This is a genomic window from Streptomyces sp. KR80, from assembly GCF_052245555.1.
Classification (GTDB): Bacteria; Actinomycetota; Actinomycetes; order Streptomycetales; family Streptomycetaceae; genus Streptomyces.
Genome location: NZ_JBQQCD010000001.1, coordinates 347,197 through 365,034, shown reverse-complemented (window position 1 = coordinate 365,034; position 17,838 = coordinate 347,197). Strand labels below are relative to the sequence as shown.

Sequence of the window (17,838 nt, the reverse complement as noted above, 5' to 3'; positions counted from 1 at the left end):
GTGCCTCCCCCAGCTACCGCTGGGAGGTGCCCCCAGGGGGACCCCACCCCGGCTGCCCGGCGCGTTGCGCGGCGCACCGGCACCGGCTCTCGGCGATGCTGGTACCACGATGCGGATGATCCACCTCATCGCGGCCATCGCGATCCTCGCTGCCGTACAGGTGTGGGGCGACCGGCTCGGGGACACGTGGTACGTGCCGCTCTGTGCCGCGACGGCCGCCGTCCTCCTGCTGATTGCCCGCTGGGACGGCCTGTCCCGGGCCGATCTGGGGCTCGGCGCCGCCTCGGCCCGCCGGGGTCTGCGCTGGGGGCTGGTCCTGGCCGGAGCCGTCCTGGCGGTCTATCTGGTGGGCCTGGCCCTGCCGTTCACCCGGGAGGCGTTCCTGGACGAGCGTGCGGCCGGACTGACCGCGGGGGAGCTGACGTTCCGCGTCCTGGTGCGGGTGCCGCTGGGCACGGTGCTGCTCGAGGAGGTCGCGTTCCGTGGCGTGCTGTGGGCCATGGTCGAGCGACGGCGGGGCTCGACCTGGGCCACCGCCGTCTCCTCGGTTCTCTTCGGGCTCTGGCACGTACAGCCGGCGCGCGGGCTCACGCGGGCGAACGCGGCCGCCGAGGCGATCTTCGGCACCGGCCCTACCGGAGTCGCCGTGTCCGTGGCGGCGGCGGTCGTCGGCACCGCCCTCGTCGGGGTCCTCTTCTGCGAACTGCGCCGCCGCTCCGGCAGCCTGATCCCGCCCGTCGCACTGCACTGCGCCCTCAACAGCGCGGGCTATGCGCTCGCTTGGGCGGTGGCCCACGGGTGAGGACCGGCCGCGCTGCCGGGGCGGCCGTGCGCTGCCGGTGTCAGTCCAGGGTTCCCGCCGTGACCTTCACGACCTCCCGCACCTGCGCCGTGATGGCCAGGCGGTTGCGGACGAACTCCGGATCCGTGATCGTCCCGGTGGCCGGGTTGGTGTTGCCCGCGCCGAACTGGAGGACCGGGGTGTGGAGATGGCCGCCGGGGACGTCGAGCCGCATCGCGTCGCGGAGCAGCGTCGCCCGGTACGCGATCTCGTTGGAGAGGTAGCTTCCGCCGCCGCCCGCGCGGGCCGTGGAGCCGGGGGTCGGACCGTCCGGGCGGGTCACCGGCTCCGAGGAGCCTGCCGGGATCTCGGTCACGGTCGTGTTGTCGTAGACCGGGAAGTCACCGGTCTCGGCCGCCACGATGTCCTTGTACGGCAGGCTGGTCACCGTCCACTGCGGCTGCGGTTCGACGGTCGGCACACCGGGCGGGATCGGCACGGTCTCCTTCCGCGACACGTTCACGTTGTCCGGAGAACCGCCGCGCCAGGCCCCGTTGAAGCGCTCCACGTCGAACCGCCCGACCCGGCCCTGGCTGACGGTGGTGAACATGTCGACCCGCCGAGGTCCGGGCCGGAAGTGCGGCAGCAGAGTCCGCTCGACCGTCCCCTCGGTGAAGTCCCCCCAGCGGACGGGGAAGACGGCCGTCTCGATCCGGGCCGGACCGGAGGACGTACGGATGGTGGTGCCGTCGAGGGCGAGTGCCGCCGCCCCCGAGGGGTTGCTGCGCCGGATGTCCGCGTCCAGCTGGAACGGGTCGAAGCCGGTGACCACGATCCGTGTGATGTGCCGGTCCGCGGGCAGCTCGATGGAGTCCTGACCGCGCGAGCTGCGCTCCAGGCGGGCGATGAGCGCGGCGCGCCGGTCCTCGGACAGCGGGAACGACGGGGTCCACTCCCGCAGCGCCTTGCTCATGCCGAGCCGGGCCCAGTACAGCGGCCGGTCGTCGTCCCGGCTCAGATCGCCGCCCTCCGGGCCCCGCCCCTGCGCGCGGTCGACGGCGCGGTCCCAGAGCCGTTCCCCGGAGCGGGACACCAGCCGCGCGGCCTGTTCGTAGCTCCGCACGCCCTGCAGCGCATGGGCGAACTCAGGTGCCACCGCGTCGAATCCGCTGCGCCGCAGGACTTCCTGCGGGACCGGATGGGCCAGCCGCAGCTCCTCCACGGTGTACTCCGGGACGTGGAGCGCCGCGGCGGCGGGAGATGCGGCCACGACCGGGGGAGTGCACAGGAGCACAGCGGCTCCGAGTACGCCGAACCGGGAGCGTATCCGTCTCATGCGGAATCCTTTCATCGGGTGGCAGGCCGATCCCATCAGACCAACGCGTGCGACGGCTACCGGCCGGCAGGTGGGCTGCTGGTGAAAACCGTGCGAAGGCCGGTCTGTTGCGGACCGACCGTTGCCTTCAGGGCCGATCCGCCGACGGCTGTCCGCGCAACAGGGAGAGGAAGGCGCGGAAGGCGGCGGGCATGTCCACCGCCCCCGGGTCCAGCAGCCACTGGAACTGCAGGCCGTCCATCACCGCGATCAGCAGCGGAGCCACCTGCTCCGGTGTGAGGCCGTTCCCGGAGCCGTCGCCCGGGGTGGTGGGGGTGCCCCCGGGAAGCCGCTCGCCGAACTCGCCGCGCAGGGAGGCGGCGGCGGTCTCGCGCACCAGCTCGTAGCGGTGCCGGAAGAACTCCTGGGCTCGGTGATCCTCGGTCACGCTCTCCCCGAGCAGCGCCGAGAAGGTCTGCACGACGCCCGGCCGCATCGCGTTGTAATCGATCAGCGCCGCATACAGATCCAGCGGCCAGGCGCCCTCCTGGCCACGCCGCGTGGCACCGCCGGTGTCCCACTCGTCGCGTGCCTCGAGCACCGCGACGAGCAGCGCTTCCTTGGTGGGGAAGTAGTGCAACAGCCCCTGCTGGGTGAGCCCGGCGCGCTCGGCGACCGCACTGAGCGACGCACCTCGATAGCCGCGTTCGGCGATGACGGCCAGGGCCGCTCGCAGAATCGCCTCACGCCGCTCCTCGCTCCGGGCCGCACGCCCGCCGCTTCGCCGCCCGGCCCGCCGTTCCTCCGCCACGCGCCGACTCTAGGCCCTACCCGGCCGATCATGCCGGGCTCGCGACGCCTGGCACCGCACGTTGCCGCGTTGTCGTCGGTCGCCGATGGCCCCCAGCTACCGCTGGGAGGTGCCCCCACCGCGTGGACTCCCTCCTCCGCCTTGCGATGCTCCCCCAGCTATCGCTGGGAGGTGCCCCCTGCACCAGACGCCGCTCGCTGATCCGGCCTGACCGACCGGGCAGGACCTAGGCCCTCCCCCCGCGTCGTTTCGCGCATGAGCGTCAACTTGCTTGGAAAGATAACCGAATGATGACAACGCCTACCGGTCGCACGGTCTTCCGTCAGGATGCCGGCATCCGCACCGACCGGCCGCCACCCCCAGGGAGCCGTACATGGACACTCAGGACGCCCAGGACGAGCAGGACGCCGTACGCGAGGCGGCAGTCGAGCGGGCGCTCGACGCGCTCGACCTCGACGCCAAGACCCGCCTCCTCGCCGGACAGGACACCTGGTCGCTGCCCGCCCTGCCGGACATCGGGCTGCGATCACTGGTCATGTCCGACGGCCCGATCGGCGTACGGGGAGTCCGCTGGTCCGCCGCCGACCCATCCGTCGCGCTGCCCAGCTCCACCGCACTCGCCGCGACCTGGGACCCCTCGCTCGTGCGCCGCGCCGGTCGGCTGCTCGCCCAGGAGGCCCGCCGCAAGGGGGTCCACGTCCTCCTCGCCCCCACCGTCAACCTCCACCGCTCGCCGCTCGGCGGGCGCCACTTCGAGTGCTACTCGGAGGACCCGTATCTCACCGGCGAGATCGGCACCGGGTATGTGCGCGGCGTCCAGGAGGGCGGGGTCGGCGCCACGGTCAAGCACTTCGTCGCCAACGACGCCGAGACCGAACGCTTCACCGTGAACAACGTGGTGGGCCCCCGCCCGCTGCGCGAGCTCTACCTCTTCCCCTTCGAGGCCATCGTCCGGACCGCCCGCCCCTGGGCCGTCCTGTCCGCCTACAACGCGGTGAACGGCACGACCATGACCGAGCACCGCCGGCTCCAGAAGGACGTGCTGCGCGGCGAGTGGGGCTTCGACGGGGTCGTCGTCTCCGACTGGATGGCCGCCCGGTCCACCGCCGGAACCATCCTCGCCGGGCTGGACATCGCCATGCCCGGCCCCAGGACCGTTTACGGCCCCGCCCTGGCCGCCGCCGTCCGCGCGGGCGAGGTGCCGGAGTCGGCCATCGACGCCGCCGTACGGAACGTCCTCCGCCTCGCCGCTCGCGTCGGCATCCTCGACGGCGTCCCCGCCCTCGTGGCCCAGGAAGACCTTCCCGCCTCCGTGGACGGTGACGCGCTCGCCCGTGAGATCGCCCGCCGCAGCTTCGTCCTCGTCCGCAACGAGCCCGGGGCCGACGGTGGCCGGGCACTGCCGGTCGACCCGGCCGAGGTCCGCACCATCGCCCTCCTCGGCGCCGCCGCCCGCGACGCCCGGATCCTCGGAGGCGGCTCCGCCGAGGTCTTCCCCGCCCATGTCGTCTCGCCGCTCGACGGTCTGCGAGCGGCGCTCCCCGAGGGCGTGCGGCTCACGTACGCCGTCGGCGCCGACCCGAGCGATGAACTGGCCGTGGCCGGCCGGGGGTTCTCGGTGCACGCCGTCTGCCGGGACGTGGCCGGCCGCGAGCTCGGCGGCGAACCGCTGCCGAACGGCCAGGTGATGTGGCTGGGCGACCTTCCGGAAGGCGTCTCCTACGACGCGCTCCACACCGTCGAGATCAATGGCACCTTCACCCCGAGCGAGAGCGGAGCCCACTCCTTCGGCACCAAGGGAGTCGGCGCCTTCGTCCTCACCGTCGACGGGCAGGTCCTCTTCGACGGCGTGCAGATCCCCGACGCGGACGACCCCTTCGAGGCCTTCTTCGGCTCGCCGGTCCGGCGCGGCGAGGTCGAGCTGACGGCGGGCGAGCCGGTCGAGGTCCGCCTCGTCCACACCGTGACAAAGTTGGCCGACGCCCCGGTGGACGCGGTCAGTTGTGCCCTGGTCCACGGCACGCCGTTGAGGGACCCGGAGGAACTGCTGGAGGAGGCGGTCGCCGTCGCGGCCGCGGCCGACACCGCGGTCGTGGTGGTCGCGACGACCGAGCGCGTGGAGAGCGAGGGCTTCGACCGTACGGACCTGAGGCTCCCCGGGCGCCAGGACGAGCTCGTACGCCGGGTGGCCGCCGTCAATCCGCGCACGGTCGTCGTCGTCAACTCGGGCTCCCCCGTGGAGCTTCCCTGGCGCGAGGACGTGGCGGCGGTGCTGCTCGGCTGGTTCCCCGGTCAGGAGGCCGGCGCGGCTCTGGCGGACGTCCTGCTCGGCACGGAGGAGCCCGGGGGCCGGCTGCCCACCACCTGGCCGGCCCGCCTCGAGGACGCCCCCGTGACCCAGGTCGTCCCGACCGATGGCGAACTCGGCTACGACGAGGGTCTGTTCATCGGCTACTCCGCCTGGGAGAAGGCGGGGGCCGCTCCCGCGTACTCCTTCGGCCACGGCCTCGGCTACACCACCTGGGAGTACAAGAGCATCGCACTCTCCCGCTCGGCGACTACGGCGACAGCTCCGGACACGGCCACGGTCATGGTGCGCGTCCGCAACACCGGTCCCCGTCCCGGCCGTGAGGTCGTCCAGATTTATCTGGCCCCTTCGGCCCCCGACCCCGACCGTCCCGCCCGTCGGCTGGCGGGCTTCGCCTCCGTCGACGCCGGCCAGGGCGAGACGGTGACCGTGGAGATCGCGCTGCCGCGCCGCGCCTTCGAGATCTGGGACGAAGCGGCGGACACCTGGCGCCTCGCCCCCGGCACGTACGCGGTCGAGGCGGGGCGCTCGGTCGGCGACCTCAGGTTGAGGGCCACCCTCGAGGTGAAGGGATGAACCCCGGCCTCCGGCCGGGGGCCTGAGAGGGCGGCTGGACCACTGGCGCCGGGGGCGGCTAGACCACCGGCCCCCGGGCCGTGATCATGCGGTACGCCAGCTCCGCCAGCCGCTCCTGGCCGTTCCTGCTGGGGTGGAACCAGTCCCACTTGCTCAGCTGCTCGCCGGTGAAGCGGTAGCCGAACACCGCCTCGTCGTACCGGCACAGCGGGTCCTTGCCGCAGACCTCCTTCAGCGCGGTGTTGTAGGCCACCACCCGGTCGTAAACCTGCTGCCGCCGGTCCGCCGACGCCTGGTCCCGGGCATCCGGTTCGCTGAGCATCGAGGCACAGATCCCCGTCTCCCACACCTGTTTGACGAGCGGGTTCTGTCGGCCCTGGGACCACAGCCGCTTGAGATCCGGGATGCTCGCCACGTACACCTGAGCCTTGGGCAGGCTGTGCCGCAGGCGCCGCATCGCAGTCTCGAAGTCGGTGCGGAAGGCGTCCACCGGAGTCATCAGGGCGGTGCTGCCGCGGCACGCGTCGTTCGCGCCCACCAGCACGGTCACCAGCTCCGGCCGGTGCCCGACGGCCGCGGCGACCTGGCCGGGGAGGTCGGCCATCCTCGCCCCGGATCGCGCGTGGTTCCAGCTGTTTCCCGCCGGGCTCTTCAGCAGCCGCTGCGCGAGGCTGCGCACCCGGGGGTCGGTGCCGGTGGCCCACGACACCTCGGGACACTCAGCGAGGACCCGGCAGGCGTCGAAGCCACGGGTGATGGAGTCGCCGAGGGCCGCGATCGAGCGCGGGCTGGTGTCCCACTCCGCAACGGGCGAGGGGTGCGGGCGCTGCACGGCCGACCGGCGGGGAGAGGGCTCGTCGCCACCGCCGTGCCCGTCGCCGCAGCCGGTGACACCGACGAGCCCGGTGACGACGGCAGCGGCCGTGAGCGCGGCGACCGCCGCGCCGGCTGAGGGCACTCCCCCAGCTACCGCTGGGGGTACCCGCACCCGGACGAAGTCTGGGGGAGCGTCTCGAGCCGCGGATCGGACCCGGCCGACGCGGCGCCGGTGTCCGGACCGGTGGAGATCCCACATCCTGCCTTCCCTCCCACGGGTGGGCCGTTTTCCTCCCGCTTTCTCCCCAGGGGGACGTATTGGGCCGCTCGGGCGTTCCCCGATCGGAGGTCACACGGCGTCCCCGAGGGTGAAAGGTTCGGTGATATCTGCTCGGGACCGACGGTACGTCACCCTCGCGCCTCTGCCGCACGGTAGTTTTTCCCCGTGGCAGTCGGGCCGTTGGGCCGTGGGGGATCAGCGACCTGACGGCCTGTCGACCCAGAGGAGCAAGTGCGTTCCCGGTAACCGCAAATTACAACACGTCACATACCGTCCCTTTTGCCAAGAATTGCCCCCGATGGTGTTTACTGCAGGTGACCTCGGGAGCTGGTGCTGAAGTGATCAGAGGGGCAGAATGTGCAAGTGCTGTCCCGGACGCGACCGGCACGGGCACGAGGCCGCTGGGGAAGGCGAACCTCGTCCCGAACTGGAGGTCCTGGTGACGACACGTGGAGTTCTGTACGTGCACTCCGCACCGCGTGCGCTGTGCCCGCACGTCGAATGGGCCGTTGCGGGCGTGCTCGGCGTGCGCGTCAACCTCGACTGGATCAGGCAGCCCGCCTCACCGGGGACGTGGCGCGCCGAGTTCTCCTGGCAGGGCGAACCGGGTACCGCCTCCAAGCTGGCGTCCGCTCTGCGCGGTTGGAACCTGATCCGCTTCGAGGTCACCGCCGAGCCCTGCCCCACCGCCGAGGGTGAGCGCTACAGCTCCACCCCCGACCTGGGCATCTTCCATGCCGTCACCGGCATCCACGGCGACATCCTGATTCCCGAGGACCGGCTCCGCGCCGCGCTCGTCCGGGCCGGCGGCGGCGAGACCAACCTCGAGGCGGAGATCGCCAAGCTGCTCGGCAAGCCGTGGGACGACGAGCTGGAGCCGTTCCGGTACGCCGGCGAGGGCGCCCCAGTCCGCTGGCTGCATCAAGTCGTCTGACTGTGCCGACACGAAGGGCCCCACCCGGTGATCGGGTGGGGCCCTTCCTGCGTACGGGCTGCGGTGCTTCAAACGACCAACAGCGCAACCATTAATTGAGCAACCCCCATGGCGAGCAACCAGCTCCGCGAAAGCGGCGCCGGTTTAGGCGCAAGAAACAGTCCTGAAAGCCAGGACGACGTTGTGGCCGCCGAAGCCGAAAGAGTCGTTGAGCGCCGTGATCCTGCCCTCGGGGAGCGCCCGGGCCTCGCCGCGCACAACGTCCGCGTCCGCCTCGGGGTCGAGGTTCTCGACGTTGATCGTCGGCGGCGCGATGCGGTGGTACAGCGCGAGGACACAGGCCACGGTCTCGATCCCGCCCGCGCCACCCAGCAGGTGACCGGTCATCGACTTCGTCGCCGACAGCGCCATGTGGTCCACATCGTCGCCGAAGACCTTGCGCAGCGCCTTGATCTCGGCCACGTCGCCCAGCGGGGTGGAGGTGGCGTGCGCGTTGATGTGCGCGATCTCGGCCGGCTTGAGGTCCGTGCTGGCCAGCAGGTTCTGCAGCGCGTGCGCGATGCCGTTGCCGGACGGCTCGGGCTGCGTGATGTGGTGGCTGTCGGCGGAGATGCCCTGCCCGAGGGCCTCGGCGTAGACCCGTGCGCCGCGCGCCGCGGCATGCTCGGCCGACTCCAGTACGACCACCCCGGCACCCTCGCCGAGCACGAAGCCGTCACGGCTCGCGTCGTACGGCCGCGAGGCGCCCTGCGGGTCGTCGTTGTTCTTCGACATCGCCATCATGTTGCCGAACGCGACGATCGGCAGCGGGTGGACGGCCGCCTCGGTGCCGCCCGCGACGACTACGTCGGCACGGCCGGTGCGGATCATCTCGATCGCGTAGCCGATGGCCTCGGCGCCCGATGCGCAGGCGCTGACCGGGGTGTGCACCCCGGCGCGGGCGCCCACCTCGAGTCCCACGTTGGCCGCGGGGCTGTTCGGCATCAGCATCGGCACCGTGTGCGGGGAGACCCGGCGAACGCCCTTCTCCTTCAGCACGTCGTACTGGTCCAGCAGCGTCGTCACGCCGCCGATGCCGGAGGCGATGACGGCACCGAGCCGGTCCGGGTCGACCGAACCGCCCTCGCCCGCCTTGGCCGTGAAGCCCGCGTCGGCCCACGCCTCGCGGGCCGCGATCAGCGCGAACTGCGCCGAGCGGTCCAGCTTGCGGGCCTGCGGCCGAGGGATGACCTCCCCGGGCTCGACCGCGATCTGCGCGGCGATGCGCACGGGGAGCTCCGCGGCCCACTCCTGTTCGAGCAGGCTGACGCCGGAACGCCCGGCGAGCAGGCCCTCCCAGGTCGATGCGGTGTCGCCACCCAGCGGTGTGGTTGCGCCGATACCGGTGACGACCACGGTGCGATTGGTCGCATTCACAGGAATTCTTTCTCCACGAGTCGAGGGGTCCGAATCGACGGCGCCACCGCGGGGTGGCGACAGACGCTCGGCTGGATCAGCCCTGGTGCTTGAGGATGTAGTCGGTCGCGTCGCCGACGGTCTTGAGGTTCTTGACGTCGTCGTCCGGGATCTTCACGTCGAAGCGCTCCTCGGCGGCGACGACGACCTCGACCATGGACAGCGAGTCGACGTCCAGGTCGTCGGTGAAGGACTTGTCCAGCTGGACGTCCTCGACCGGGATCCCGGCGATCTCGTTCACGATGTCGGCGAGACCGGCGACGATCTCTTCCTGAGTGGCGGCCATCTGTGGCGCTCCTTCTGTGTGTTTCGCGGAAAATGCGTGGTGGGTCTTGGGTCTTGCCTAGGGGAGGGTAACGACCGTGGCGGCGTAGACGAGACCCGCCCCGAAGCCGATGACGAGCGCGGTGTCCCCGCTCTTCGCCTGCCCGGTCGCCAGAAGCCGCTCCAGCGCGAGCGGAATCGAGGCGGCCGAGGTGTTGCCGGTGGTTTCGATGTCACGGGCGACCGTGACGTGCTCCGGCAGCTTGAGGGTCTTCACCATCGAGTCGATGATCCGCAAATTGGCCTGGTGCGGGATGAAGACGTCCAGGTCGTCCGCGGTGATCCCGGCCGCGTCCAGCGCCTGCTGGGCGACCTTCGCCATCTCGAACACCGCCCAGCGGAAGACCGTCTGGCCCTCCTGCGTGATGGCGGGGAAGCGGACGTCCGTCCGGTCGCGGTACGCGTCCCAGGCTACGGTCTGCTTGATGGTCTCGGACTTGTCGCCTTCCGAGCCCCACACGGTCGGGCCCATCGCGGGCTCGGTGCCGGGGCCGACGACGACTGCTCCCGCGCCGTCTCCGAAGAGGAAGGCCGTCGCCCGGTCCTCCAGGTCGGTGAGGTCGGAGAGCCGCTCGACGCCGATGACGAGCACGTACTCCGCGCTCCCATCGGTGATCATGCCCTTGGCCAGGGTCAGCCCGTAGGTGAAGCCCGCGCAGCCGGCGGAGATGTCGAACGCGGCCGGTTTGTTCGCGCCGATCCGGTGCGCGATATCGGTCGCCACGGCCGGTGTCTGCTTGAAGTGCGAGACGGTCGAGACGATCACGCCGCCGATCTGCTCGGCGGTGATCCCGGCGTCCGCGATGGCCTTGCCCGCCGCTTCGAGCGACATCTCGGCGACCGTCTCGTCCGGCCCCGCCCAGTGCCGGGTCGAGATGCCGGAACGGGAGCGGATCCACTCGTCGGACGAGTCGATGTGCTTGAGGATCTCCTCGTTGGGCACCACGCGGGTCGGGCGGTACCCGCCGACGCCCAGGATGCGAGCGTGCGGGGAACCCTTGCTGGGCTTGATCTTCGCGGTCATGCTCTCAGGGCTCCTATTCGGCCGAAGACTCGGCGGCGGGCGTGGAGGGCACAGCGTGCTCGGCGATGAGCGTACGGGCCGCGTCGAGGTCGTCCGGCGTCTTGAGGGCGAGGTTCTGCACGCCGGGGAGGGCCCGCTTGGCCAGACCGGCCAGCGTGCCCGCGGGGGACACCTCGATGATCGCAGTGACGCCGAGCTCCTTGAAGGTGTCCATGCACAGGTCCCAGCGGACCGGGTTGGACACCTGATTGACCAGCCGGCGGACGATCTCCCGGCCGTCGGCGACGACCTGACCGTCATGGTTGGAGACGTAGCGGGTGCTCGGGTTCTCGACCGACAGCCCGGTGACGGCGCTCTCCAGCGTCGCTACCGCCGGGGCCATGTGATGCGTATGGAACGCGCCGGCCACCTTCAGCGGGATGACCCGGGCCTTCTCCGGCTTGTTCCCGGCGAGCGCGGCGAGCTGCTCGGCGGTGCCTGCCGCGACGATTTGGCCGGCCCCGTTGATGTTCGCGGCCGTCAGGCCGAGGCGCTCCAGGTGCGCGACGACGGAGTCGGGGTCGCCGCCGAGGACCGCGGCCATGCCCGTCTCGGTGACGGCTGCGGCCTCGGCCATCGCCAGGCCGCGTCGCCGTACCACGGCCATCGCGGACTCCGGGTCCAGCACTCCGGTGACCGCTGCCGCGGTGATCTCCCCCACGCTGTGGCCGGCGGCGGCGCCGACGAGACCGGCGACATCAGCCGGGGTCGCGAAGAGCTGCTGGGCCGAGACCAGTCCCGCGGCCACCAGCAGCGGCTGGGCCACGGCGGTGTCGCGGATCTCGTCCGCGTCGGCCTTGGTTCCGTAGTGGACCAGGTCGAGGCCCGTGACGTCAGACCACTCCGCGAGGCGTTCGGTGACGCCGGGGAGGTCCAGCCAAGGAGTCAGGAAGCCAGGGGTCTGGGCACCCTGGCCGGGAGCGACGAGTACGAGCACTCTCACACTCTCTCTTGTGGGCGGTCCCCGCCGCCGGTGGGGACAGGGACCAAGAACCGTCAGGGGAATTGTTGGTGTCCGACAAACGATTACAGCTGCTTCTCGGCATCGGCCAGGCGCCCCAGAATCAGAGCGATACGGAGTGTGAACGCCGACCGTACATCTGAAGGCGACCATCCGGTGACATCTGTCACACGTCGGAGCCGGTAGCGCACGGTATTCGGGTGCACGAACAACATCCGGGCCGCCCCTTCCAGGCTGCTCGCCTGCTCCAGATAGACGCTCAAGGTCTCCAGGAGCGCCGAGCCGGCCTCCTCCAGTGGTCTGTAGATCTCCTCCACCAGCTGCTCGCGAGCAGAGGTGTCCGACGCCATCGCGCGCTCCGGCAGCAGATCGTCCGCCAGGACCGGCCGCGGGGCGTCCGGCCAGGCCGAGCAGGCCCGCAGGCCCGCCGCGGCGGCGTGCGCGGAGCGGGTCGCGGAGAGCAGGTCGCCGACCACGGGCCCGGCGACCACCGGTCCGGCGGCGAACGGCCCGATCAGCGCCTTCGCCACCCGGATCGGATCGTCGCTGCCGCCCGCGATCACGACCAGCCGGTCGCCCAGCACCCCGGTGAGGACCTGGAGTTTGGCGTGCCGCGAGGCGCGCCGGATCGCCTCGACCGTCAACTCGCTGTCCCCGTCCGGGGCCGTGCCGAGGACGACGACCACGTGCTCGGGGGAGTTCCAGCCGAGGGCGGCGGCGCGGGACAGGGCGCCCTCGTCCGCCTCGCCCGAGAGCACGGCGTTGACGACCAGGGACTCCAGGCGTGCGTCCCAGGCTCCCCGGGCCTCGGCGGCCTGCGCATAGACCTGGGCCGTGGCGAAGGCGATCTCCCGGGCGTACACCAGCAGGGCCTCGCGGAGCGCGGACTCGTCGCCGGGGGCCGCCACCTCGTCGATGGCGGACTCCATGACCTCGATCGTGGTACGGACCATCTCGACGGTCTGGCGCAGGGTGATGGCCCGGGTCAGCTCGCGCGGTGCGGTGCCGAACACATCCGTACTGATGGCCTGGGGCGTCTCGGGATGCCGGAACCACTCGGTGAACGCCGCGATACCGGCCTGGGCGACGAGGCCGATCCAGGAGCGGTTCTCCGGCGGCATGGCGCGGTACCACGGCAGCGTCTCGTCCATGCGGGCGATCGCGTTGGCGGCGAGGCGGCCGGAGGATTTCTCCAGTCGGCGCAGGGTCGCGGCGTGCGGGTGGGCGTCAGCGGATCCGGAATCAGGCACGCAACAAGACTGCCTCATGCCGTGACCGCTGCGCGTCGCCCCCCGGTCCTGGCGGGATACCGTGACGGAATGATTGAGGTACGGCGGAGCTCCGAGCGCTTCCGGGGAGGGGACGCGGAGGCCGGGATCGAGTCCTGGCACGCCTTCTCCTTCGGACACTTCTACGACCCGGACCAGCTGCGGTTCGGGTCGGTGCTCGCGTGCAACGAGGAGCGGTTGGCGCCCGGCGCGGGGTTCGACGAGCATCCGCACAGCCATACCGAGATCGTGACCTGGGTGATCGAGGGCGAGCTCACTCACCGCGATTCGGCGGGGCGCTCCTCGGTGGTACGCCCCGGCGACGTGCAGCGGATGAGCGCGGGCAGCGGTGTGCGGCACGTGGAGCGCAACGACGGGGACGGGCTGTTGCGCTTCGTGCAGACCTGGCTGGAGCCGCGCCGGCCGGGCGGGGAACCAGAGTACGAACTGGTGCGTGGCATCGCCGACGGCACGCCCTATGCGGTCGAGCGGGCCGGTGCCGTGCTGTACGTGCGGCGGCTCTCGGAGGGGGAGCGCAGCGCCGTGCCCGACGCGACCCGGGTCTACGCCCACCTGGTGCGCGGCGCTGTGACCATCGGAGGCGAGGAACTGGTCGCCGGGGACTCGGCGCGGATCACCGGCGGCGAGGGCCTCGAGGTGGTGGCCGACTCGGCCGCGGAGCTGCTGCTCTGGGATCTGCCGGACTGACCAGGTTCGACCGGGTTTGGCCGGGTTGGCGGGTTTGGCCGTGTTGGCCGGGCTCTCAGGCGGCGCCCAGCTCGGCGAGGACCGCGTCGGTGAAGGGTGGCCAGGCCTCGACCGCCCACGGTCCGAAGGCACGGTCGGTGAGCGCGACGCAGGCCGCTCCCGCGTCCGGGTCGACCCACAGGAACGTGCCCGACTGGCCGAAGTGCCCGTAGGTGCGCGGTGCGGACGAAGGCCCGGTCCAGTGAGGGGACTTGGCGTCCCGGATCTCGAAGCCGAGGCCCCAGTCGTTGGGCTTCTGATGGCCGTAGCCGGGCAGCACGCCCGACAGTCCGGGGTGGACGACGGCCGTCGCCTCGGCGACGGTCCGCGGGTGCAGCAGCCGCGGTGCCTGGAGCTCCGCGGCGAAGCGGGCGAGGTCGGCGGCGGTGGAGACACCGTCCTTGGCGGGCGAGCCGGGCAGGTCGGTGGCGGTCATGCCCAGCGGCTCGAGGACGGCTTGGCGGAGGTACTCGGCGAAGGGGATGTCGGTGGCCTTGGCGATGTGGTCGCCGAGAACCTCGAAGCCCGCGTTCGAGTAGAGCCTGCGGGTGCCGGGCTCGGCCATCGTGCGGTGCTCGTCGAAGGCGAGGCCTGAGGTGTGTGCGAGCAGGTGCCGCACCGTGGATCCCTCCGGCCCGGCGGGCTCGTCGAGCTCCACGGCACCTTCCTCGTACGCGACGAGTACGGCGTAGGCGGCGAGCGGCTTGGTGACCGAGGCGAGCGGGAAGCGGTGGTCCTGCGGGCCGTGCGTCCCGGCGACGGTGCCGTCGGCCCGTATGACGGCGGCCGCCGCGGTCGGGACCGGCCAGTTCTCGATCATGCTCAGGCTGTGCATGCAGCCGAGCCTAAACGTCCTGGAAGGTCAGCCGCATGGCCGGGTCCCGGGTGCGCACGAAGCCGAGGGCGGCGTAGAGGGGCTCGCCCTCGGCGGATGCCCGAAGGTCGATCGTGACGACACCGCGCTCCCGGTACCACCCCAGCAGGGCCTCCATGCAGGCGCGGGAGAAGCCCCGACGACGCATGTCGGGGTCGGTGGCGACGTTGAAGACATAGCCCGTCGCACCGGACGGGTTGCCCGGCCCGCCGAGCCGGTACTCGATCGTCCCGACCACGCAGGACGCCAGCCCGGTGCCGTCCGGCCGGTCCACGACGAAGGCGGTGAGCGTGGAGCGGGAGTCTGCCAGACGCTCGCGCAGTGTCGTCCTCGCGGCGTGCTGCCACTCGGTGGAAGCCGTGCCGTCGCCGCTCATCGAGGCGTGCATGACTTCGCGTAGCCGGACCAGTTCGTGGGCATCGTCGGGGGCGGCACGGCGAACGTCGATCACTCGGCGGAGCGTAGTTGCCCGGCAGGGCGGCCGACCAACCCATTTCCCTTGCAGGCACGTTGGCCCGGCACGGTGCGGTGGGTGGCCAGAAATCGTCGGCGGATCCGCTTGCTTGGAGTGCGCTCCAACTCTTTAGCGTTGAGCCGTCGTGAGGGGGTGGTCGGCCCGTGTCAGGGGGTGGTCGGCCCTCGTCCGACCTGCGAAGGAGGGTGACGACATGACCGTGATGGAGAGCGCGCCCGGTCGGGTGCCTCCCCCGGCTAACGCTGGGGGTGCCCCCAGTGCCGGGGCGACATCCCCGCACCCGCGGCCGACCGGACAGGACCGCTACACGATCAGCGAGGTCGTGGCCGTCACCGGGCTCACTGCGCACACCCTGCGCTGGTACGAGCGGATCGGGCTGATGCCGCATGTCGACCGGTCCCACACCGGCCAGCGTCGGTACAGCAGCCGCGATCTCGACTGGCTCGCCTTCGTCGGCAAGCTCCGGCTGACCGGAATGCCGGTCGCGGACATGGTCCGCTACGCCGAGCTGGTTCGCGAGGGGGAGCACACCTTTGCCGAGCGGCAGGAGCTGCTGCGGACGACACGCGAAGACGTGCGGCGGAGGATCGCGGAGCTGCACGAGACCCTCGCAGTTCTCGACTACAAGATCGACTTCTATGCGGACGCCCGCCGGGCGTCGGAGAGGGCTTGACGCGATGACCAACGTGAAGATCGAGCGAGTGGCTCTGGGAAAGGGAGGACCCGAGGTCGGTGTGCAGGGGCTCGGCTGCATGGGCATGAGCTTCGCGTACGGGCCGACGGACGAGACCGAGGCGCGGGCGACGCTGGAGCGATCACTGGAGCTGGGCGTCACCCTGTACGACACCGCGGACATGTACGGGCTGGGGGAGAACGAGAGGTTCATCGCGCCCTTTGTGCAGGCACACCGCGAAGAGATCGTCCTGGCCACGAAGTTCGCCGTCGTCCTGGATCCGGAGGACCCCACCTACCGGGGCATCCGGAACGACCGGCCGTATCTCCGCCAGTGCGTCGAGGGCAGTCTGCGGCGACTGGGTGTGGACGAGATCGACCTCTACTACCTGCACCGGCGGGACCCGGAGGTGCCGATCGAGGAGACAGTCGGCGCGATGGCCGAGTTGGTGCGGGAGGGCAAGGTCAAGCACCTGGGTCTCAGCGAGGTCACCGGCAACGAGCTGCGGGCCGCGCATGCGGTGCATCCGATTGCCGCACTCCAGTCGGAGTGGTCGATTTTCAGCCGTGACGTAGAGCGGACCGCGGTGCCGGCGGCGGCCGAGTTGGGGGTGGCCTTCGTGCCGTACTCGCCGCTGGGGCGAGGCTTCCTCACCGGCTCGTTCGTGTCCGCCGAGACCGAGCTGTCGGCGGATGACTTCCGCAGGACGATACCCCGCTTCACCGGCGACAACGCGGCGGCCAACGCAGCCCTCCTGGAACCTGTGCGCACCATCGCCGAGGCGCGGGGAGCCACTCTTGGGCACGTCGCTCTGGCCTGGGTGCAGCAGCGGGCCCAGGTGCACGGACTCCCGGTCGTGCCGATCCCGGGCACGCGCAGGCGCACGCGGGTCGAGGAGAACAGCGCGGCGACCAGGCTCGTACTGGACAAGGCGGAGCTGGCACTGCTGGAGCCCATCGCGGACAAGGTCGCCGGAGGACGCTACGCCGACATGACCCACACGTCGGCGGGGCGCGAGTAGCCGATCGGTTCCGACTCCAACAGGGGGAGTCGGCCCGTGGGTACGGGCCCGCGTCGTCGTCGGGTCCGTACCCACGGGCCGACCGCTCGCCGTTCCGGTTGCCGCCGCACGGCGGGCGGTGGCGCCGAGTGGGCCCGGTCGCCAAGCCGCGTGCTCAGCGCGGAGTCGCGGCCTTCATCGCGGAGCGGCCCGTCGGCGAGGCTAGAGCTCGGCCAGTAGCTCGGCCTTCTTCGAGCTGAACTCGTCGTCCGTCAGGAGCCCCGCCTCGTGCAGCGCACCGAGATGCCGGATGCGTTCGGCGATGTCCGCCGGGTGGGCGCGGGTCTTGCCGGTCAGCGCCGCGGGATCACGGGCCGTCGGCGGCCCGCCCTCCCGGGGCTCGGCGGCCCGGACCGCCTCCAGCACCGCCGCTGCGAACGGCAGCGACTCGTGCACCAGGCCGTAGCCGAGCCCGAAGACGACCGCCGCGGGATCCTGCTCCGCGTCGCCCGGCCGATCTGCGCGCCCAGCGTGTGCCGCACCCCCCGACGCGTCTGTCTCGTCGCGCCGAACCAGCCGCAGATGGCCGTTGAAGACCTCCGGCGAGCGCCATTCGACCCCCGCGAGTTCGCCGACCGGGAACTTCTGGTCGCCCGCCTTCCACTTGGCGGACGACGCGCCCGTCCAGAACCACCGGAAGGCGACCAACTCGCCGTCGAAGGAGGCCTTTCCGTCGTACGCCTTGAAGTTCAGTGGAGGTGCGGGCGCCGCCACGAGGTAGCGGTCGGACGGCTGGTTCGCGGATGCGGCGAGCGCCGCCCGCATCTCGTCCGCGTAGTACTCGGCCAGGACATCCCGCTCGGCCGGCAGGACCAGCCGGTACGGATCGCTGACCTCCTTCAGCTGCCCGTCCGCGGCGTCCATCAGCGGATCGGCGCCGGGCCGGGGCACGGCCCGCAGCACGACGGTCCCCCGTCTGCCCGGGGCGAGCTCCACCGCTGTCAGCGCCTCGTACGGGATGCGCCGCTCGCCGAGCACCTGCAGCAACTTCGGCGTGCGAATCCCCCGTTCGAAGCGGATGAGTACGGAGTCCGTGTCGAACTCCCAGACGGTGTGAAAACCGGCCAGCACATCACCCATGCGGCTCATCGTAGGCGGCAGCCGCCCTTCCGTCCTC

17 protein-coding genes are annotated in these 17,838 nt (G+C 71.5%); 6 read left to right on the top strand and 11 right to left on the bottom strand.

What is annotated here, in order from left to right; all coding sequences use genetic code 11:
- Positions 1 to 115 precede the first annotated feature (115 nt).
- Positions 116 to 802: a lysostaphin resistance A-like protein gene (locus ACTWQI_RS01640; protein ID WP_443266645.1), complete on the top strand. Its 687-nt coding sequence runs from the start codon at positions 116 to 118 to the stop codon at positions 800 to 802.
- Between the two features lie 40 nt (positions 803 to 842).
- Here the strand turns inward: ACTWQI_RS01640 and ACTWQI_RS01635 are convergent, their stop codons facing one another.
- Positions 843 to 2,117, bottom strand: a complete 1,275-nt coding sequence (locus tag ACTWQI_RS01635) for a pyroglutamyl peptidase (protein WP_443266644.1) — start codon at positions 2,115 to 2,117, stop codon at positions 843 to 845.
- A 127-nt stretch (positions 2,118 to 2,244) separates the two neighbouring features.
- On the bottom strand, positions 2,245 to 2,907 hold the full coding sequence (locus ACTWQI_RS01630) for a TetR/AcrR family transcriptional regulator (RefSeq protein WP_443266642.1): 663 nt from the start codon (positions 2,905 to 2,907) through the stop codon (positions 2,245 to 2,247).
- Positions 2,908 to 3,280: 373 nt separating this feature from the next.
- Here ACTWQI_RS01630 and ACTWQI_RS01625 point away from each other — a divergent pair, with 373 nt between their 5' ends.
- A complete protein-coding gene (locus ACTWQI_RS01625; protein WP_443266640.1) occupies positions 3,281 to 5,791 on the top strand; it encodes a glycoside hydrolase family 3 protein in 2,511 nt (836 codons plus the stop codon).
- A gap of 58 nt (positions 5,792 to 5,849) precedes the next feature.
- On the opposite strand, the gene ACTWQI_RS01620 is transcribed toward ACTWQI_RS01625, so the two are convergent.
- Complete coding sequence (locus tag ACTWQI_RS01620; protein WP_443266638.1) at positions 5,850 to 6,779, bottom strand: SGNH/GDSL hydrolase family protein; 930 nt, start codon at positions 6,777 to 6,779, stop codon at positions 5,850 to 5,852.
- Between the two features lie 547 nt (positions 6,780 to 7,326).
- Between ACTWQI_RS01620 and ACTWQI_RS01615 the strand changes: the two genes are divergently transcribed.
- Entirely contained in the window at positions 7,327 to 7,821 is a 495-nt protein-coding gene (locus tag ACTWQI_RS01615; RefSeq protein ID WP_443266637.1) for a DUF3145 domain-containing protein, read from the top strand.
- 144 nt (positions 7,822 to 7,965) lie between these two features.
- On the opposite strand, the gene fabF is transcribed toward ACTWQI_RS01615, so the two are convergent.
- The 5 genes from fabF to ACTWQI_RS01590 form a co-directional block, all read right to left on the bottom strand.
- A complete protein-coding gene (gene fabF / locus ACTWQI_RS01610; protein ID WP_443266635.1) occupies positions 7,966 to 9,237 on the bottom strand; it encodes a beta-ketoacyl-ACP synthase II in 1,272 nt (423 codons plus the stop codon).
- 76 nt (positions 9,238 to 9,313) lie between these two features.
- Positions 9,314 to 9,562: an acyl carrier protein gene (locus tag ACTWQI_RS01605; RefSeq protein ID WP_045557916.1), complete on the bottom strand. Its 249-nt coding sequence runs from the start codon at positions 9,560 to 9,562 to the stop codon at positions 9,314 to 9,316.
- Between the two features lie 57 nt (positions 9,563 to 9,619).
- On the bottom strand, positions 9,620 to 10,624 hold the full coding sequence (locus ACTWQI_RS01600) for a ketoacyl-ACP synthase III (protein WP_443266633.1): 1,005 nt from the start codon (positions 10,622 to 10,624) through the stop codon (positions 9,620 to 9,622).
- Between the two features lie 13 nt (positions 10,625 to 10,637).
- Positions 10,638 to 11,600 (bottom strand): ACP S-malonyltransferase, encoded by a 963-nt coding sequence (locus ACTWQI_RS01595; RefSeq protein ID WP_443267161.1) that lies wholly within the window; start codon positions 11,598 to 11,600, stop codon positions 10,638 to 10,640.
- Positions 11,601 to 11,689: 89 nt separating this feature from the next.
- Complete coding sequence (locus ACTWQI_RS01590; RefSeq protein WP_443266631.1) at positions 11,690 to 12,874, bottom strand: PucR family transcriptional regulator; 1,185 nt, start codon at positions 12,872 to 12,874, stop codon at positions 11,690 to 11,692.
- Positions 12,875 to 12,943: 69 nt separating this feature from the next.
- On the opposite strand from ACTWQI_RS01590, the gene ACTWQI_RS01585 reads away from it, so the two are divergent.
- Positions 12,944 to 13,600: a pirin family protein gene (locus ACTWQI_RS01585; RefSeq protein ID WP_443266628.1), complete on the top strand. Its 657-nt coding sequence runs from the start codon at positions 12,944 to 12,946 to the stop codon at positions 13,598 to 13,600.
- A 55-nt stretch (positions 13,601 to 13,655) separates the two neighbouring features.
- On the opposite strand, the gene ACTWQI_RS01580 is transcribed toward ACTWQI_RS01585, so the two are convergent.
- On the bottom strand, positions 13,656 to 14,474 hold the full coding sequence (locus tag ACTWQI_RS01580; protein ID WP_443266626.1) for a serine hydrolase domain-containing protein: 819 nt from the start codon (positions 14,472 to 14,474) through the stop codon (positions 13,656 to 13,658).
- Between the two features lie 10 nt (positions 14,475 to 14,484).
- On the bottom strand, positions 14,485 to 14,964 hold the full coding sequence (locus tag ACTWQI_RS01575) for a GNAT family N-acetyltransferase (protein WP_443266624.1): 480 nt from the start codon (positions 14,962 to 14,964) through the stop codon (positions 14,485 to 14,487).
- A 217-nt stretch (positions 14,965 to 15,181) separates the two neighbouring features.
- On the opposite strand from ACTWQI_RS01575, the gene ACTWQI_RS01570 reads away from it, so the two are divergent.
- A complete protein-coding gene (locus tag ACTWQI_RS01570; RefSeq protein WP_443266622.1) occupies positions 15,182 to 15,661 on the top strand; it encodes a MerR family transcriptional regulator in 480 nt (159 codons plus the stop codon).
- Positions 15,662 to 15,665: 4 nt separating this feature from the next.
- The gene (locus ACTWQI_RS01565) at positions 15,666 to 16,682 is read left to right on the top strand and encodes an aldo/keto reductase (RefSeq protein ID WP_443266620.1); all 1,017 of its coding nucleotides are present in this window, start codon (positions 15,666 to 15,668) and stop codon (positions 16,680 to 16,682) included.
- Positions 16,683 to 16,883: 201 nt separating this feature from the next.
- Here ACTWQI_RS01565 and ACTWQI_RS01560 read toward each other — a convergent pair whose 3' ends face one another.
- Entirely contained in the window at positions 16,884 to 17,801 is a 918-nt protein-coding gene (locus ACTWQI_RS01560) for a DUF4429 domain-containing protein (RefSeq protein ID WP_443266618.1), read from the bottom strand.
- Between the last annotated feature and the right edge of the window lie 37 nt (positions 17,802 to 17,838).

Bases quoted from the DNA above. Each gene is read 5' to 3' on its own strand.
- ACTWQI_RS01625 (WP_443266640.1), top strand. From the start codon at position 3,281: ATGGACACTCAGGACGCCCAGGACGAGCAGGACGCCGTACGCGAGGCG.
- ACTWQI_RS01570 (WP_443266622.1), top strand. From the start codon at position 15,182: ATGACCGTGATGGAGAGCGCGCCCGGTCGGGTGCCTCCCCCGGCTAAC.
- ACTWQI_RS01600 (WP_443266633.1), bottom strand. From the start codon at position 10,624: ATGACCGCGAAGATCAAGCCCAGCAAGGGTTCCCCGCACGCTCGCATC.
- ACTWQI_RS01585 (WP_443266628.1), top strand. From the start codon at position 12,944: ATGATTGAGGTACGGCGGAGCTCCGAGCGCTTCCGGGGAGGGGACGCG.
- ACTWQI_RS01640 (WP_443266645.1), top strand. From the start codon at position 116: ATGATCCACCTCATCGCGGCCATCGCGATCCTCGCTGCCGTACAGGTG.
- ACTWQI_RS01565 (WP_443266620.1), top strand. From the start codon at position 15,666: ATGACCAACGTGAAGATCGAGCGAGTGGCTCTGGGAAAGGGAGGACCC.
- ACTWQI_RS01605 (WP_045557916.1), bottom strand. From the start codon at position 9,562: ATGGCCGCCACTCAGGAAGAGATCGTCGCCGGTCTCGCCGACATCGTG.
- ACTWQI_RS01560 (WP_443266618.1), bottom strand. From the start codon at position 17,801: ATGGGTGATGTGCTGGCCGGTTTTCACACCGTCTGGGAGTTCGACACG.
- ACTWQI_RS01580 (WP_443266626.1), bottom strand. From the start codon at position 14,474: ATGCACAGCCTGAGCATGATCGAGAACTGGCCGGTCCCGACCGCGGCG.
- ACTWQI_RS01635 (WP_443266644.1), bottom strand. From the start codon at position 2,117: ATGAGACGGATACGCTCCCGGTTCGGCGTACTCGGAGCCGCTGTGCTC.